The organism is Paenibacillus sp. VTT E-133291, from assembly GCF_002264395.1.
Lineage (GTDB): Bacteria > Bacillota > Bacilli > Paenibacillales > Paenibacillaceae > Paenibacillus_AQ > Paenibacillus_AQ nitricinens.
In genome coordinates this window covers 36,326-54,454 of the sequence record NZ_NFVA01000019.1, presented here as the reverse complement: position 1 = coordinate 54,454, position 18,129 = coordinate 36,326, and the positions used below count along the sequence as shown (strand labels likewise).

The following is an 18,129-nucleotide window of genomic DNA, read 5'->3' as shown; positions in this document are numbered from 1 at the left end:
ATAGGGGGATACACGAATGAAAACAGATCTAAAGGGATTGCTAGTGGAGGAAAAAGGAGAAGTAGGCATCAAGCAAATCGCGATTACGGTCGGCGTTATCATTGTAATTGGCGTGGTAGTTACTTATTTGAAAGACGGCGCGCTAGTCGGATGGATAGATGATATCTGGACATTTTTATTTGAAGATTTGATTAAAAAGATGGTTAGCTAATTTGGGGTGAAAGCATAATGCAAGGGATAGCAAAGGCAGTACTACTTACCATCCTGACATCGGTTACGATTTTGCTGTTTGTGAATTTGGCTTTCTTTTTTCCATGGTATTTAACGCTAGTGACGGAGACCTATAGTGTCTCACAGATTGTAGCAGGAGATAACTACCTGAAGGAATCGTATTATGAGGATGCTATGGAGAGATTACAGGAGCGCCCTATTTACCGGGATAAGGCTGATGATATTTCCATTACAGTCACTAATGTGGATCAAGATGATGCAATTGGAAATGATGATGAAACCTCCTATTACGAATGGAATGAAATGAACAAACCGTATCGGCAAAGAGGTGAACCGCTTACAGTCGAGATTAAGGCTGTTTATCCCTTTTCTATTACTTTATGGGGAAAGAAGCTCGAGCGTGAAATCCCGGTCCAATTCTCTATGTCAACAACGGGGCTGAAGCATTATAAGGATCTGGACTACTATATGGATTGATAGGAATGACTTTGAATGAGAAATCTTGCAATAGGGATATTAGCGATCATTCTGGTTTCGATTGCTGTAGAGCCTTTGGTAGAGATGGGGATTGTATTTCGAGAAAAGGTAGTGTTGAGCACTGCGATCTCTAATGCTTGCCGTGCAGCCAAGGATCGGAGCTTGGAGTATGAACTGCTTCGTGGACTAGATGCAAAAATTAACGAGGAGAGGTTCAAGGAATACTTCTCTGATGCTTTCGAGAGTGCGCTCAATGTATCGGAGCAAAGCCGTGATGATAATACACTCACATTTACATCTAATGATGGAAGATACAATGATTTTACCGTAAGTTTAGATTTTTCTGATGAAGAAAATATGGAGACCGGACAACAGGTATCCGAAGTAGATGTAAAGGCGCAAGCGACCTATAAGTTTAAGACTAGATATTTAAAGCTCGCTGAAGAAGCAGAAAGAGATGTGGGTTATCAATTAATTAGTGAAAGAAATTATATTCTCTCCGTTAAGAATTGATGAAAGGAACTATCGGCATGGACTATATCATGGTGACTCTTCAAACGGATACTGCTCAACGAATTGATCTGAAAGTTCCAGGGTTTGTAGTGATAGAAGATTTGCTAGATATGCTAACAGATTCCCTGAATTTAAAGAAGAGCAATGACCTCAAGCTTCAAGCTGAGCCGCTAGGCAGAATATTAAATAATAATAAAACCTTGGATCAAGAAGGTGTAGCCCATGGCGCACTCCTCACACTTATCTGAGAAGGGGTGATGAAATGAATGGTAACCTGCAAAATGGCGGATTAATTGTGAAAGCTGGAGAAGCGATCTTTATTACGGATATTAAGAATTATTCAGGAACTTATTCCTTGGACAGAGAGAATGCTCAAGCGGAGCCGATTCATTACGAGGGTTTGTTCTGGTTCATGAATGAGGCTGGCCACTCTCTATATTACAGTGATCAGTTAAAGGGTGATGTGCTCTGCAAGCTAGATATTGTAAAGCAGCAGGTAGAGGTCTTGTTAGATAAGCCCTGTTATCAGCTTCGGCGATGTGAAGATTGGATCTACTATATTCACGAAGAGGACCATCGATTGTATCGCTGTGCTACTAATGGGAAACGCGATATGAAGTTGATCGATGAGTATGTAGAGAGCTTTCTCTTGTATGAAGGGCAAATCTACTATGCTACGTCAAGTGGGATTAAGCGGAGCACAAAATCCGGTGAGGATAGAGAAAGGATTAGTGAATTGACTACAAGTTCACTGGTCCGAATAGGAAATAAGCTATGTTTTCCAGATCCTAAGAATAGACATTGCTTGACGCTGCTTGATGTGGAGAGTCAAAAGGTAACTATTGTAGACAACATGGATGTCCTTAGTATGAGCACGGATGGCAGATATCTTTATTGTGCTAACCGGTTAAACGGTAACAGTATTTATCGAGTAGACCCATTGCATGGGGGCAGTATTCGGATATGTGGAGAGAACGCTGATTTCTTGCATGTTCTGGACAATGACCTTTATTTTTGCAGTGGTCGTGAATGGCATCGAATCTCTCTATTTGGTGGAGAGGCGGAGACAATAACCTTTACAGAAAGGTAGATCTAATGAGCTATGAATTCAGTCGTCAGCCCCGTTTCCTACCAGATATGCCCCGGGGAGAAATGGATGTTCCTAATCCACCCATGATCAATGAGAAACCAGAAATCTCTTGGTTCGGAATATTACTTCCACCAATCGTGATGTTGATTATTACCGTATTAATTGCGATGACTTCACAGTCCATTTACTTATTGATCTCGGTTGCAACTACAGTGATGACCTTAATCGGTTCTCTTACAGGAGCGACAACGCAGATTAGAAAATATAAACGGAAAAAGAAGGAGCGAGAAGAGAAGTATCTCCAATTTATAACCGATGTGCGCAGTGAATTATCCATTGCTCGCGAACAACAGATTAAGGCTATGAATGAAATGAGTCCGGAGCCAGCGGAATGTGTGCAGAGGATTATGCGGAGAGATAACAAGCTATGGGAAAAAACGCCTTCCCATAATGATTTTTTGGCTCTGCGGATCGGAGTGGGCAGTGCACCGCTGGAACTGCATATCAATTACACTAAGCAGGCTATCATCCTTGAAACGGACCCGCTTTTGATGGAGCCGCAGAGATTGGCTATGGAATTCGAAAAGGTCTCGAATGTTCCCATAACGGTTAATCTGGTAACCTCCGAAATATGCGGAATTGCCGGTGAAAGCGATAAGACAGCCGAACTTATAAAGCTGATGCTGCTTCAGCTTGTGACTCATCATGGTTATGACGATGTTAGAGTTATTGTTCTTGCCACGGAGGATGAGCTGGAGAAATGGGATTGGCTTAAATTTGTACCCCATCTATGGGATGACGGCTTCAATATCAGATTTCTCTTATGTGGTAAGGCCATTGCCCATCAGACCTTGTCCGAGATTTATGGCGCTTTGAAGGAGAGAGAGATGAAGTCTTTGGTTGGCGGGGTATTGCCGCATTATCTCTTTATTGTAGAAGATACTTCTTTGCTTGAGAATGAGCTGATCAGTAAATATTTGTACAACGGCAGTGCACAAATTGGGGTATCTACCCTTTTTATCGCCAAGAATTCTGCCTATTTGCCCATGAACTGTAAAATAGTTATTCATTTGAACGGAAAAAGCGGTGAAATGGCCAATCGATTAACCGGAGAGAAGATCGTGTTTACTCCGGACCAGACAGAAATAAAGGACTTGGACCTGGTGGCGAGAAAGCTTGCGCCGCTTCGTATCAAAAATTCAAGTGCTAATTTCTCGCTTCCATCCTCCATCACGCTGATGGAAATGCTGCAGAACGAAAAGGTATCTGAAGTAAATGTAATGCTGAACTGGACCCGTAACAAAACCTATATGGGTATGAGCGTTCCTATAGGAGTGAGGGCTGGTGGAGAAGCTTTACATCTGGATATGCATGAGACGGGGTTTGGACCCCATGGTCTTGTAGCTGGGACGACGGGTTCCGGGAAAAGTGAACTGCTGCAGAGCATTATCGTCTCTCAAGCCATTCATTATCACCCCCATGATATTGCCTTTGTGCTCATCGATTATAAAGGGGGAGGCATGGCAGATGTATTCAAGGGAATGCCTCATCTGGTCGGTACCATTACGAACTTGGATGGGAATCAAACGACGAGAGCCCTCCTATCTATTAAAAGTGAGCTCATGCGGCGTCAACGTGTTTTCTCGGAATATGGCGTGAATAATATTGATAAATACCAGAAATTATTTTATAGCAACAATATCAAAGGTGATATGCCGGCGATTCCCCATCTGATTATGATTGCGGATGAGTTCGCGGAGCTGAAGCAGGATCAACCTGATTTCATGAAAGAGTTGGTGAGCACAGCGCGTGTTGGCCGAAGTCTTGGTGTTCATTTAATTCTTGCCACCCAGAAGCCTGCTGGTGTAGTGGATGACCAGATATGGAGCAACTCGAAATTCAAAATATGTCTGAAGGTACAGGATGAAGCGGATAGTAAGGATGTTATTAAACGTCCAGATGCCGCCATGATTAAGGAGCCGGGACGAGCGTATATACAGGTCGGAAATGATGAGATCTTTGAGTTATTCCAGTCTGCTTATTCCGGTGCTGATTATGATCCCAAGGGTGAACAGCAGAGACAGGAGAACAAGCCCAAACGAATCTACAAAGTGGCCCTGAATGGTAGAAGCGAGCAGATCTTTCCGCTGGAGGAAGAGAAAATCGCCAAAAACGATTCTACTTCCCAACTGCATGCCATGGTTGAATACATTACGGAGACCGCCAAGCAATATGGGATTTCTCCAATAAAAGGACCTTGGTTGCCGCCGTTGCCTGAACTAGTCTACCTTGATTCATTACTGACGAATAGCTTTGCAAATAATAGCTGGCCTCAGCAGCAGAAGCTGCTCAGTGTGCCAGTAGGAATTATGGATGATCCAAGAAAACAGAAACAGGAAACGGTGGAGATTGATTTTGCATCTGAAGGGAATCTGTTTGTCTATGGAACGCCGGGTACAGGTAAAACTGTGTTCCTCAAAACATTATGTATATCGCTGGCTCTGATGTATCCACCGGATGACGTCAACATCTACATTATGGATTTTGGCGGTAGCTCTCTCAAAGCTATGGAGAAGCTTCCTCATGTCGGTGGGGTTATGACACTGGAGCAAGAAGAAAAGATTGACCAGTGTATGCGTTTTGTGTTCAGGGTCATGGAGGAACGAAGAACGTTATTTGAAGCTACCGGTAGTGAGGGATTCAGTGATTATCGTAAAAGTGGACGAAAACTGCCAGCATTGGTAATTATGGTCGACAACTACTTCGCATTATCAGAGACTTACGAAGACTTTGACGCACAAATGGTGCTGCTGGCCCGTGAAGGCTTTAAGTACGGTATCTATATGGTAGCTACAGCTACCAATAGTGCTCTGGTCAGATATAAATTTTCGGTCAACTTTAAGATGGCGGTTAGCTTCCAAATGACGGAGAAAAGTGAATATGAAGGCATTGTAGGAAGAACAGAAGGCTTGGAACCGGTAAAGGTTGCAGGCAGAGGATTAGTACGGGGCAAGCCGCCTTTAGAATTCCAGACTTCGCTTCCTGAATATGAACATACCGCCACGGAGCTCTTATTGGAGAGAATGGAAGCTTTGAATCTTAGCGGAGCAGCTCCAATTCCGATGATGCCTTCTACCATTGACCTGAGAGCACTCAATAAGGATACAGAGATACTAGCAATAGGCTTGGCCAACAATGATTTACAGCCCGTGTTTGTAGACCTTCTCGCAACACCAGTGCTGATGGTAACGGGAGAGGCTATGTCAGGCAAGAGCACTTTACTTGTATCGTGGATGAAGCTGCTGAGTGATAAACAGGATCTTGAGGTATATGCGCTGGATTCATCCGCTATGGGCATTTATGAACTGATGAAGCAGCCTTTCGTAACGGATATAGCGAACGTGGATGATCTGGATGATTTCATTGATGGGATCAAGGATAAATTGGAATCTAGACGCAACGAGCTTTTCTCTTGCAGGATGTCCGGCGGTGATGTTGGTGCGCTGATGAAACAGTGGAAGCAAATGATCTTTGTCATTGATCGCCTAAGTGAATTTACGAGTGGAGACATGTACATGCTGCATGAGCTGATTGAGCGGATTGTGAAGCAAGAACGCGGCATGAAGGTAGCTGTTCTAGCGGCAGACAATACAAGTGATCTTACCGCTAATTGGGATTCTTTGGGCAAGACCATAAGAGAAGAGCAGACCGGGATCTTGCTGGGTAGAATGAAAGAACAAAATCTGTACAATGTGTCTTTACCTTATGGAACCCAGGAGAAGAGTGGGGAGCAAGGCGATGGCTATCTCATTGTAAAGAACAAATACACGGGACTAAGATGCGCTGTGTTGAGCAAGGACAACTGAGTTGCTGCGGGGATGTGAGTTTAAGATGGAGGTGCAGAGATGTCAGTTAGTCCATCAGAAATTAGGGGAAAGGCTTCACAGATCCATAGACTAGCCAATGAAGTGAATAGTACTTCAAAAAAACTGCAAAGCGAGTACACACAATCGTCTAGTTACTGGACTGGCACAGCTTCTAAAGCGTTTCAAAGTGAATACGATGCGCTGGACCACGAGATAAAGGCCCTGCTTAGAACGCTAGATAGGCTCGGAAGTGGAGTTCAAAGAGTGGCTTCAGAAGTGAGCCGTGCCGAACAGGAAAGAGAAGAGAAGCGAAGACTGGCAGAGAAAGCAGCACAAGAGGTACTGAAACAAAAACAATTGGAAAACAAAAGCAAAGCCAAAAGTAATGACGAAAACAAAGATTAATGCTTTGAAAGGAGGTGAATAAAATGGCGGGAAACAATCTTACATTTAATCCGGATCAGGCTCTAGGAGTAGCTAAGTCCATTAAGACTAAAGCAAGTAATGCGGATACACTTATCAAACAATTGCAGACTGAAATTCATGCGGTTAGCGGTTGGTGGCAAGGGGAATCACAAACAGCGTTTGTACAACAATTCGACGGACTTATGCCTAGTTTTAAAGAGCTTGTTCTCTGTGTAGAGAATATCAGTAAGAACCTAACGCAAATCGCTAACATCAAGCAACAAGCCGAGCAAGAAATGGCAAGTAAACTGCGCGGAAAATAATGCAGGTATACATAACAAGGCAGATCTTAAACTGTCTGCCTTGTTAGTAGATTTTAATTGGAATGAAATGATTTTTCTTGGGGGGATCTGTAAGTGAAGCTGACTGAACAACAATACATAAAGCTGGTATCCGTTGTAGAAGTAGCAGATGGGCTTGAGCTAACGGATAGTCTAGCCTTTGCTGGTGCAGCAGCCTATGCCTATAAAAATGAGCATGACGATAGATTAATTATCTTTACATATAAAGGCGAAGATTGGCTCGCTGATCTGCAGTCTCTGCTAAGCGGCCAAAGCAGCATGCCGGAGGAAGCCTCAAAATTTGCAATGAAGAACAAAGGAAAGGGAGACTGCCTAGTTACTGGTTATTCCATCGGTGGAGCGTTAGCTCTTTATGCAGCATCGGTTAATGAGGGGATTGGTGGTGTAGTATTCGACGCACCGGGGATCGCAAACATTCTGTCCGCTAAGCAAAATGAAAAGCTTCAGGTTAAAAATATTGTGGCCTACAACAGTCTAGTATCCGCCTTAGGCAAACATAACGAAGAGATTGTATTTGCTAAATCGGGTCTAGAAGGAACAGAATTCATGATCCCTGATTCCCTTTGGCAGCGCTATACCTTTGATTCCAAGGGGAATGTGATTACAGGTGAAAAAGGGAATACCTATGCCTTGTTGTCCAAGATTAATACGCTAACAGAAGATCATACGCCTGTTTTTGATGCTGTGATGAGCGGATTTGGAGATACAGTCGGACTAACCGAACGTGCATCTGATCATTTGGGGTATGTGATATTTACCTTAATGGATCAGCTGGATGTAGGGAAAGTGCGGGGTGCAATGATAGAAATCGCCCACAAATATGATCGAATGTTGGATGCAAAGTTCAGTGAGTGGAGAACTGAAATGAATCATATTCCGGAATCCTTCTTATTTGATGATATTCGTGCGAAGTACGAACATTTATCCGAAGCAGCCATGCTAGAGGCGGCGAAAACGGCAGAGGAGCTAAATGAAATCACACAAGCTGTCTTATCCATCCTTCTGATTTGCAGTCCGGTGGGGGATCAGCTGATGGACCACGTAGAGGAATGGTTGGATAAGCTGACAAATGCCCTCATGGAGCGTATGGAAAAACTAACCAGCCAAATGACGGCGCACCTTGATAAGGTGGTTGAAACGTACATGAATCAAATGTTCAAATATCCAGAATTGAAGCTGGATTTTGAATTCTAAGTGAGTTAATAGGATGTCATCATAAAGGAGTGAAGCCGGCATGAAAATTTTTTTTACAAGGAAGGTGTGGACTCTGATGTTGATATTATCAATGTTCAGCTTTATGGGCTGTGCCTCTAAAGATGAGAAAGCGGAAACGAAAATCTTAAGTTCTTTGCAGGAAAAGTATGGTGAGGAATTTGTTCTTGATGGTATAGGCGGCAGCTGGGGAACGATGAACAACAATACTTTGAAGGCGATTGTTCGACCGAAGCATGACGCGACCCTAAAAGTTCCTGTTGAAATCACTAAGGATCTGAAAAAGGTATATGACAAATATCTAAATCAGGCAGTAGCCAAAAATGCAGAACAGCCGATTCAAGAACTAGCAAAAAGAATTTGGCCAGACAGTAAGCTGATCATAGCTAACGATACAGGGTTAACCTACCCTGAACATTCAGATACTGGAATGTCATACAAGGAGTTTTTGGATCATTATCCGATGAACACACAACTAGTTAAAGTTTATTTGAATGCAGATGATTATATGGACGCTAAGGGAAACATGAATTCGCAAGCTGAATCCGAACATTATCTCAGCTTTGCTAATCAGCTTGCGGATAATCAATACATTAATTCTCTAATTTCGATTATTTATCTCACACCAGAGGCTTACGAGAAATTTGAGGAAGCTAAAAAATCAAAAGATACCGTAGATAATTTTTATAGTGACGAAGAGAAAAAGTCAGGCGTTCTAAGTGTGGTGACCAGAGTTGGATACACCCTTGGAATGGATGGTGAAGTTGAAGAGTCCCCCGAGAAAATTCTGGGTTTTATTGAGACCTGGAAAGAAAAAAGAGTGAAGAGCTTGGAGCAGAGAGGAGGACTATAATGGCCGATACTCTTACAGAAGTAGAACTGAAGCAAATTTCGCAGCTCGTTTATTTAGATTTATTGGATTCGCAGGGAGTAGATACCAAGCTTTCTGATCAATACAAAAATAATGGCGATAAAATTGCACTCAGCGATGTAATCAAATACTATTCTTCACCCGAGGGTATGCAGAAATTAAAAGAACGTTATCCCAGTGATCTTAACGGAGAAAAAGAATACGAGCAATGGAGTCATCTGCTGCAGCAGATGAATACACCCAAATATCAGAATTGGGAAATCTCCAATGTGGTCTCCAATAATAAGCAAGAGGAATCAGGCTTTGTTGCTTTCACTGTCGATACCCAAACAGGGGAAAAAGTTGCAGCTTTTCGGGGTAGTGAACCCATAGATAACCCACTTTACCGCAATGACTGGAAAAATAACGGCACTACGGCATATTCCACCGAAGCTATTCAGCAAGCGGAAGCCAGAGAATACATGGAAAGCTTTAAGACCGACGGCAGTTATGATTTATATTTGACCGGGCATTCGCTCGGCGGCAACCTGGCCTTATATTCTTCCTTTATTTTGCCGGAGGATCTGCGTAAATATCTCGTTTCGGCTTCAACCTTCAATGCTCCGGGATTTAATGGAGATGTGCTAAATAAGTTCAAATCGAATATCGATGAAATGAATGAAAACGGACAAATCAAAGAGTTCAGAAATAAAAATGACATTGTTCCGGCCTTATTTAAAAATCCCTCATCGGGTATTTATATTGATACCAAATCAGAAGGGGAGGCCGGTCTGGCTCATCACTCTCTATTCTCACTGAAGATCGATGAGAACAATGAAACCTTTCAACGTTCTGAATCTCAGACCCGGGCCTTGGTCCCTAACCTCGTGCATAATATTACGGTTGGTTTGGAGGTCGTCCCTGATGTTCTGAAGGTGAGTATGGTTGAAGGGGTATTCAAAGTATTAGATGGAGAAGTGGATCTTTGGCCCTTAGCGTTAGCGGGAATAGCAGTAGTAGGGTTATTAATGGTAACTGTAGGGCCTGTTGCCGTTGTCACGGCAGCCGTAACTGCAGCATTAGCCGTGTTAGTCAGCACTATAAAAGCACTAGTTGCGCTCTATGTGATCGGTTTTGTCATGGACAGTGTGATTCCCTGGATAGAGCAAAAAGTAGAGGACATTAAGGAGAGAGTGGTTTCCTTCTATAATCAAAGTGTTGAATTTGTAACGAACATGGTTACAGAAGCTGTTCGAGTGACTAATTTGATTGGTGATAAAATTGTGGAATTTGCACAAAAAGTGAGACATGCAGTATCCGACTTTATGACCAAATTAAAAGATGGTTTCAATCGGTTTGTGGATAACACCATTCAATATGTAAAAGCTCAAAAGGAATATTGGATTAGTGTAAAAGACAAAGCCATGAAGAAAATGGGCGATATATTCCAAAGTGTAAAATCTAAAATCAAGAAAACCAAGGATGAATTTATCGCTGGCGTCCGCACGATTAAAGATTCAGCGATCAGCAAAATCAAATCAACCATAACAAAAACCATTATGAAGATTGCAGTTGCATCTGCTAGTGTTATTCAAGGCGCCAGGATCTTGGCGAATATGGATAAACTGGAGAGTCTGCAGAAAAGTCTGGGGCGTAAGGAAGAAAACATTGCTGAAGCTGTCGAGAGGATATTGTCCCTAGCTTCTGGAGTAAGTTCCAACGTGGGCGGAGCATACAGTGAATCTTATGTTCAAGCCCAATTAAGAGAAGTTCAGCGTTTAAGCAATGAAGTCCGAATACAGAAAAGTCGTGTAACAACAGCGATAAACAGCAAAACCGCAGGCCTAAGATACACCGTAACAAAATATCGGGAAATCGAATCCAAGATTGTTGCAGCAGCCCGTGCAAGTACTAACACTATGTACCTGAACTAAGAGATGACGTAGTGAGAGGGTGAAGCGATGAGAGCATTGCCGCTTAAATGGTTTGAGGCAAAGGACTGTAACAATGTTGTTAACTCTCAGGCTATGGGTGAGGTTTGAATTGGATTCCTAAAGTTAAAGGTTACTAAATGGAGAGGAGCAGTTAAATGAAAAAATTAATGAGTTCGCTGGTAGTTTTGCTAATGGTAACCCTGTTTTCTTCGAGTTTTATTAGTCTCGCAGCAAGTCTTCCATTGAGGGTAGTAGTAAATGGAGAAAAAGTTATTTTTCCAGATGCACAGCCTTTTATCGATGCTCAGCAAAGAGTCCAGCTTCCGGTTCGCTTTATAAGTGAAGCACTTGGAGCTAAGGTCTTATGGGACAGTAAGGCTAAAAAAGCCACAATCTCGCTTGAAGGCAAAACAATGGGTGTCTATATCGGGAAAAAAAGTTATGAGCTAAATGGAAAAACGAAACAAATGGATACGGCTGCACTATTTAAACAATCAAGAACGTTTGTCCCGCTGAGATTTGTATATGAAGGACTCGGCGTAAACGTGAAATGGGATGATGCCGTGAAGACGGTTTACATCACTACTCCGGGGAATGAGCCTCCTCCAAGCAGCAGCAAGCCTTCAACAGAGCCTAAAGAGGCGACTGTCCATGGATTTAAGATTCCGTATACAGAAATGGGACCGAATAGTGATCCAGCTTATGTATCAGCATCGAAAATGGTAGTTTATGAGACAGTGGACCCAGAACCCGACCAAATCATTATGCAATTTAGCATTAGTTTTACAAAGGTAGGCACAGATCCAGTTCAAGCTATGAATGAAGCAGAAGCTATTCTTCGCCAAAAAATTGAGGGCAATGTCGTTGATTCCATCATGAATTATGTCCGAACCAAAAAGCAAAGAAGTGATGCATTGCCGCTTAAGTGGTTTGAGGCAAAGGAGTTTAAGATTTTTGTTAATTCTCAGGCTATGGGCGAGATTGGAATTGGATTGCAAAAAAAGTAAAGTAAACGATAATCAGATCATTTATGGAATAGGTGACTAAATGAAAAAATCATTATGGTTTAGCTTTATCATTATAATCATTCAAACGCTTGTTACTTCTGTTGTCTCAGCAGAGGCGGGTGATAATATTCCAACAACAACAGCAGAAGTTATTAAACATATCAATGAGGATATGGAAAATTTATATGGTGAGGCTAATTATTATCCTATCCAATCGGGATTCGGTGCGTTAAGAACAGACTTGTTGCAAAAAAACATGGATTCAAAAACATTTAATTTTGATATGGTTTATGGACAAAGCCATGGACCGGTGTTGACCTATAAAAACAATATGTATGCCTATTCTGGATATACAGTTACTGGGGATTCCGTATCTACAGAAGGAGCCCCTTGGTATGCCGGGTGGAGTGGTACCCAAATTCAGAATTTCAACATGATTAAGGAACCATGGTTAAAAGCTGCTTTACTAGGAATTCAAAGAAATGATTTTGATAGATATACCAATACGAACAACGAATATCTACTGAAATCCAAAGGCACTTTTGAACAATCTATTATTACGGGATTAAATGAGAATTATGCAGGGAAATTGTATGAGAAATTTATGTACAACAATCAAAACAGCAATTTCAAAGACAAACCTGTGTATACAAGGGATGCAACCCCGTCTAAAGGTGGACAATGGATAGATTATGTTCACGTCCTACAGCCCCCTACATATCTTTCGTGGGGATCAGGCAGGATTTACATTCAAGGATCGGATGGAAATATTACTTACTTAGGTATTCCTATCGCTCCGTTTATTTTGCAGGCAAATGACCTATCCCCTCATTTCGAAACCATGCCGACCGGCGCAGTAGCGGGACAAGAGGTAACCGTCGGGATCAGACTGAGATCTAGCTTCGCTATCGAGAAAACGACAGATTACGCATGGAAGATCACGAGTAACGGAAAGGAAATCCCTGTAAGATACCACGGTCATGCGTCAACATTAGCAGGTGAAATTACGCTTGCGGCTAATACGGCGGACAAAATTCTTTACGCGACATTTACAATGCCTGAGGAAGATATATACATCCAGTTTAATCTGAATAGGCAGAAGTCACCTAAGGAAGTCATGTACGGAAATAATGAGCTTTACGGATGGATTAAGAAGGTCAACGCGATGCCAACAACCAAAGGCTCCTTTGATCTGGATTACAATGTGTTATCGAGAAAAGTGAAATTCGGGTTAGCAGATGGCGCAGCAATTAAGGCTGTTTTACAGCCGCCATATGCTGATTTCACTTGGAGTGGAAATGCTACCGGTGCTTTGGAAGTAACCAATAATTCGGATGCTATCTATCGCTATTTCCAAGTGAAGAACAATCCGGTGGTTGACGAGGCTGCCAGTACAATCATTAGACAACCCGACATTATAGCTAGTTTGCAGCGCCCTGATTTTGGCGATGATCCGGTTAACGGCAAATGGTATAGTAATCCGGCTCCGTACTCTCCTAATCAAAAGTCGGGCAATATCAGTTTCCAGGGTACCGTGAGCAGAAATTATACGCGTGATTATCAGGTTTGCAGCACCAGTAAGAACGCAGAAGGCCAAGATGTTGAATCTTGTCAAACGTATACGGAGAGTGGAACCACTTCGGCTCCATTTACACCTGGGCAAGATGTCAAAACCATTCGTACTTATATTTATAACGGTCTCGAACAAATCGCACCGAAGCTATACAAGAATTCAATAGACAAGAATAAGGCAGATTCTTTAATCAGAGAGCTCCTCTGGACAAGTGAGCCTTCCCCTTATAATGTAATCCGCTGGATGGCTCATGAAGATGAGAATAAGGTCCTGAAGGAATGGACGAAGGTAAGGGGGAAATTCGAGCGGATCTTTACACAGCAGGCCAGTGCAGACATTGGCTGGAAGGTTGAGAATAGCATGGCTAAAGCTTATAAGAAAGCCAGAGATACCGCTAAAAAAATGCTGAATAACAAATCTGATTACGATAATGCCGTGTTTGCAACCGATAAACAGCTGCAAGGATATGATTATCCGATTAAATCGGGATATTATTTTAACCCTGTTGGAACCTATTCCTTTACACTGGAGACGGTTACGTTTAAGGACACAGATAAAGACACGAAGGACCATAAGGAGCTTGTTGAGGACCTTACGAATTCTTTCCGCTATGAAACGGATCTTATGTATATCAATAACGATAAGGTTGCGGTTAATCTCCGGAATGAACCCCTGAGCAAAAGCGGCAATAACTTTGCAAGAAAGCCAGCAGCTTTATCTGTCGAGGATAACACGGGCGTTAATAACGCGAAATTACTTACGGTTGAGGATAGCTTTACTAAAGAGGTGGAAGAAATTCCATATTCCCAGAATAGAGAAGAGGATGAAGGCACCCATGAATTCTGGAAGAATATACTAGAGGGTTATTCACAATCTAGTACACTGGGAAGCTTCAGCAATTTCAAATACCGTGAATATGTGGGCTTGAATCAGCATATGTACAAGATCACAGAGAAGTCTACGGTGACCATTACGATCAACAAAGACAAACTTCCTGTCTATACTACAGCTGAAATGCCAGACGGCAAGTATTATGTCAAGGCTTGGCTGGCGGATGTGGAGCTGTCTAAGAGTAGCAATGCTTACAAATCTTTAGGCAAGCTGGTCGGCATTAAGCCGCTGGATCAGATTGAGGTTACGGTAAAAGGCTCCATGTTCGACGACTTGAATAACTAAATGACAGCACCCTCCATGCAAAGATGCATGGAGGGTGTTTTGTTAAAAGATAAGAAACGTATAAGTTTTACGCTATACATGATCCTTATATTTCTCGCTTAAACGCCTACCGTCATTGTTAGGACGCCAAAGGCGTTTATACTTGTTGTGATAGCGCTTCATTCGACGTATAATTAGGGCTGGTGATTGCTTTTTTTAATGGTATTATTCATTTGTGTATGGGTAGCGTATCAATTTCTAACTAGAGAAAGGGAGATAATTGCTGTGAAGCTATTGGGAGCGATTGAAGCAGGCGGAACAAAGTTTGTATGTGGGATTGGTTATGAGGACGGTACCATTGTTGACCGAGTTAGCTTTCCGACAACAACACCGGAAGAAACGATGGGACTAGTAATAGACTATTTTAAAGAGAAAAATGTAGAAGCATTCGGAATCGGATCTTTTGGACCGATTGATCCCGTACTGGACAGCCCTACTTATGGTTACATAACAACGACACCAAAACCCCACTGGGGACAATATAATCTGGTAGGCACAATGGCTGAACAATTTAACGTTCCGATCGGCTTTGACACGGATGTGAATGGTGCAGCGCTTGCGGAGAGTAAATGGGGAGCGGCTAAAGGTCTGGACAGCTGTCTTTACATAACGGTTGGGACAGGGATTGGAGCAGGAGCGGTTGTTGGCGGCCAGATGGTTCATGGATTGTCACATCCTGAGATGGGACATATTCTAGTTCGTAGACATCCAGAGGATACGTTTGAGGGTTACTGTCCTTATCATGGCGATTGTCTTGAAGGATTAGCCGCAGGTCCGGGGATCGGCAAACGCTGGGGACAACCGGCTGGAGAGCTACCAGTGGACCATCCGGCATGGGAGATGGAAGCTCACTATCTTGCCCATGCACTCATGAACTATGTGCTGATTCTGTCTCCTCAAAAAATCGTAATGGGCGGTGGTGTTATGAAGCAAAGCCACCTATTCCCGTTAATTCGCACTAAGCTGCAAGAGTTATTGAGCGGATATGTTCAACATCCATCGCTTAATGTCGACATCGATAATTATGTTGTCTCACCAGGTCTTGGAGACAATGCAGGGCTTGCTGGAGCGATTGGATTGGCTACATTAGCTCTAGCTAGAAGCTAGTATAAAAAGACATTGACTGTTCGGTAATATATGGTATTGTAGGATCTAACAGTATAGCATTTAATGAGGGAGCACCTCTTTCGCGTTTATCGTGAGAGTGGTGCTTTTTTGCGTTCGGGGTCTGATTGCGAAAGGATTTGTTCGCTCCGAAGGAAGCTCTTCCCGGAAGGTTATTGTGCTTGCTGTAAGTTGAGAAAGGTAGGGATGAATATGCAAATTGTATTTATGAACCGTTTATCCAGAATATCTGGAGTGGATCAAGAGGTGTACGCCCAGCTGTGGATTGGAGAGGAAGAGGGGATCTGGAGTCTGGGCTGGCGTGATTTTTCAGGAGGGGAGAATTACATTGAGAATTTATGGTATGAAGGTGGATCTTGGAATGAAATGCTCTGTGTATACAGGCATGAGCTAGCGGTGAAGATGGGAGATGGCTATCGACCCTTAATCGATGGGATATTCCACGAGGAGGATAGTCTTAGCGGACGTAATCAGGAGCAGCTGAAGCTTCAATATTACAGTGAACATTATGGGAATGAAGCCATTTATGAAGAGTTATGTGCTTGGCGCCGTGGTAAGGCTTCGAGTGAACGGAAGGCACCCTATATTCTCGCCAGCAATCGTCTATTGCGCTTGTTAAGTACATTTCTACCGCATACGCCAGAGGAACTGATGCAAATTCCTGGTGTAGGAGAAGGCAAGGTAGCACAGTTTGGGGCCGATTGGCTGGCTATAACTACTGCGGTGGCAAGGGAACATTCCTTCCCTCTAAATTGGGTATATGAAGTAATTGAAGAGGAGTCTTTCATATCTTGGCTTTATAAACAGAAAGAGGTCAAATATAAGAAGCAGCTAGAACGATTGCGCTTGCGGAGGATTATGTTACAGGGGATCGAGAATGGATTGGGCTTGGAACAGCTTAAGGTGAACAGTGGAGTGAACCGGCGTGAACTGATTGAAGCGGTAGAGGAGCTAGAAAGAGAGGGTTATTCCGTCGAGAAGATGATCCATGTAGAGCTTGGCAATATGCCGCAGCATGAGCAGGATGCGATATGGAATGCCTATGAGGAGCTTGGAGACCTTTTCCTAAAACCGGTGTTACATAAGGTGTATGGTGACGATTTTTCCGCTGCTGAAGGATTGGATATTTATTATGAGCGTCTGCGATTGATCCGCATCCGTTTCCGCCGGGAGCAAACGCATAAAGTGGGCATGGCGACCAGTTTTTAAATTCGCGCAAACCAAAAAGACGAAGGCTTCCTTATACCTTTCGGTTACAGGGCCTTCGTCTTGCTTATTCGTCCGGTTCGTTTCATAGCCATTCCTTCTTACGGAAAACATACAGCATCCCACAGCCTAACGTCAACATAACACCTATAACGCCATAATAGCCATATTTTGTATGAAGCTCAGGCATATGATCAAAGTTCATACCGTATATTCCGGTAATTACGGTCAGGGGCATGAATATTGTTGTGATCGCAGTAAACACTCTCATAATTTCATTCGCACGGTTGGCGATACTGGATTGGTATGCCTCTCGTAAGTTGCCCATGAGATCGCGATATGTCTCAAAGGTTTCAGATATTTTAACCGCATTTTCATAAATGTCGCTAAAATATTTCTGCAGCTGATCATCAATCAGACGGAGGTCTTTTTTATTTAGGGTATTGATTACTTCTTTTTGTGGCCCCAGCATTTTCTTCAACCATAGAATTTCACTTCGCAGACCGATAATTTCACTGAGATGTGACTTCTTGGTATGCATGAGAATATCTTCTTCCAGCTTCTCAATCCGAGCTTCAATTCGGTCGCCGACGGAGAAATAGTTATCCACGACAAGGTCAATTAGTAAGTAAAGGAACATATCCGGTTCACTTACTTCTTGCTCCCAGAGCATAGGCTTCAGGATTCGTAGTTCATTGATCTTTTGCTTCGTGACAGTGATGATGTAATGTCTTCCAAGGAATACATTGAGCGCCCGTAGGAAAATTTCTTCATCGTCAAAGCGGATGCTATTTACAACTATAAAGTAGTGACTTTCGTATATTTCGATCTTCGGACGCTGATCCTCTTCGCTAAGGCAATCCTCAACAGCAAGATCATGTAGGTTGAATAAGGGCTGAAGCAGCTCCAAATCCTCAACATCGGCGTCAATCCAATAGAACCCTTCCGTTGGGGGTGTTAGTGTTTCATCAATTTCATCAATAGGTGTAAAAACCCCTGCATTCACCAGCCGGATTTTCATCTGATTTCACTCCTCCTATCCCCAGGTCTTCACTAGGGACTG

At 42.8% G+C, this 18,129-nt stretch carries 16 protein-coding genes; 15 read left to right on the top strand and 1 reads right to left on the bottom strand.

All coding sequences use genetic code 11. The features are described from left to right. Nucleotides 1-16: 16 nt before the first annotated feature. The 15 genes from CA598_RS10750 to CA598_RS10680 all read left to right on the top strand — a co-directional run bounded on the left by CA598_RS10750 (nucleotide 17) and on the right by CA598_RS10680 (nucleotide 17,069). Nucleotides 17-211, top strand: a complete 195-nt coding sequence (locus CA598_RS10750; RefSeq protein ID WP_094870539.1) for a hypothetical protein — start codon at nucleotides 17-19, stop codon at nucleotides 209-211. Nucleotides 212-228: 17 nt separating this feature from the next. Further along, the gene (locus CA598_RS10745) at nucleotides 229-708 is read left to right on the top strand and encodes a hypothetical protein (protein WP_094870538.1); all 480 of its coding nucleotides are present in this window, start codon (nucleotides 229-231) and stop codon (nucleotides 706-708) included. 15 nt (nucleotides 709-723) lie between these two features. Continuing rightward, nucleotides 724-1,221, top strand: coding sequence for a hypothetical protein (locus tag CA598_RS10740; protein WP_094870537.1), 498 nt, complete (start codon nucleotides 724-726; stop codon nucleotides 1,219-1,221). A 17-nt stretch (nucleotides 1,222-1,238) separates the two neighbouring features. Further along, complete coding sequence (locus tag CA598_RS10735; RefSeq protein WP_179283640.1) at nucleotides 1,239-1,469, top strand: EsaB/YukD family protein; 231 nt, start codon at nucleotides 1,239-1,241, stop codon at nucleotides 1,467-1,469. Nucleotides 1,470-1,483: 14 nt separating this feature from the next. Next, nucleotides 1,484-2,311 carry a DUF5050 domain-containing protein gene (locus CA598_RS10730; RefSeq protein WP_094876488.1) on the top strand — a complete coding sequence of 276 codons (828 nt, stop codon included), beginning with the start codon at nucleotides 1,484-1,486 and terminating at the stop codon, nucleotides 2,309-2,311. Continuing rightward, a complete protein-coding gene (gene essC / locus CA598_RS10725) occupies nucleotides 2,251-6,177 on the top strand; it encodes a type VII secretion protein EssC (RefSeq protein ID WP_094876487.1) in 3,927 nt (1,308 codons plus the stop codon). Before CA598_RS10730 ends, essC begins: the two co-directional genes overlap by 61 nt. A 39-nt stretch (nucleotides 6,178-6,216) precedes the next feature. Beyond that, a complete protein-coding gene (locus CA598_RS10720) occupies nucleotides 6,217-6,582 on the top strand; it encodes a WXG100 family type VII secretion target (RefSeq protein WP_094876486.1) in 366 nt (121 codons plus the stop codon). Between the two features lie 23 nt (nucleotides 6,583-6,605). Continuing rightward, nucleotides 6,606-6,905: a WXG100 family type VII secretion target gene (locus tag CA598_RS10715; RefSeq protein WP_042125627.1), complete on the top strand. Its 300-nt coding sequence runs from the start codon at nucleotides 6,606-6,608 to the stop codon at nucleotides 6,903-6,905. A 93-nt stretch (nucleotides 6,906-6,998) separates the two neighbouring features. After that, complete coding sequence (locus CA598_RS10710; protein WP_094876485.1) at nucleotides 6,999-8,138, top strand: Mbeg1-like protein; 1,140 nt, start codon at nucleotides 6,999-7,001, stop codon at nucleotides 8,136-8,138. A 76-nt stretch (nucleotides 8,139-8,214) separates the two neighbouring features. Further along, nucleotides 8,215-9,009 carry a hypothetical protein gene (locus CA598_RS10705; RefSeq protein WP_143812142.1) on the top strand — a complete coding sequence of 265 codons (795 nt, stop codon included), beginning with the start codon at nucleotides 8,215-8,217 and terminating at the stop codon, nucleotides 9,007-9,009. Then, nucleotides 9,009-10,940: an Mbeg1-like protein gene (locus CA598_RS10700; protein WP_094876484.1), complete on the top strand. Its 1,932-nt coding sequence runs from the start codon at nucleotides 9,009-9,011 to the stop codon at nucleotides 10,938-10,940. The genes CA598_RS10705 and CA598_RS10700 overlap by 1 nt, the downstream gene beginning before the upstream one ends. Before the next feature lie 155 nt (nucleotides 10,941-11,095). Then, the gene (locus tag CA598_RS10695) at nucleotides 11,096-11,947 is read left to right on the top strand and encodes a copper amine oxidase N-terminal domain-containing protein (protein ID WP_094870529.1); all 852 of its coding nucleotides are present in this window, start codon (nucleotides 11,096-11,098) and stop codon (nucleotides 11,945-11,947) included. 40 nt (nucleotides 11,948-11,987) lie between these two features. Next, on the top strand, nucleotides 11,988-14,696 hold the full coding sequence (locus tag CA598_RS10690; RefSeq protein WP_094876483.1) for a hypothetical protein: 2,709 nt from the start codon (nucleotides 11,988-11,990) through the stop codon (nucleotides 14,694-14,696). 264 nt (nucleotides 14,697-14,960) lie between these two features. Beyond that, nucleotides 14,961-15,842 (top strand): ROK family protein, encoded by an 882-nt coding sequence (locus tag CA598_RS10685; protein WP_256989830.1) that lies wholly within the window; start codon nucleotides 14,961-14,963, stop codon nucleotides 15,840-15,842. Between the two features lie 210 nt (nucleotides 15,843-16,052). Continuing rightward, on the top strand, nucleotides 16,053-17,069 hold the full coding sequence (locus CA598_RS10680) for an HRDC domain-containing protein (RefSeq protein ID WP_094876481.1): 1,017 nt from the start codon (nucleotides 16,053-16,055) through the stop codon (nucleotides 17,067-17,069). A gap of 82 nt (nucleotides 17,070-17,151) precedes the next feature. On the opposite strand, the gene corA is transcribed toward CA598_RS10680, so the two are convergent. Then, nucleotides 17,152-18,087 (bottom strand): magnesium/cobalt transporter CorA, encoded by a 936-nt coding sequence (gene corA, locus CA598_RS10675; RefSeq protein ID WP_042125638.1) that lies wholly within the window; start codon nucleotides 18,085-18,087, stop codon nucleotides 17,152-17,154. Between the last annotated feature and the right edge of the window lie 42 nt (nucleotides 18,088-18,129).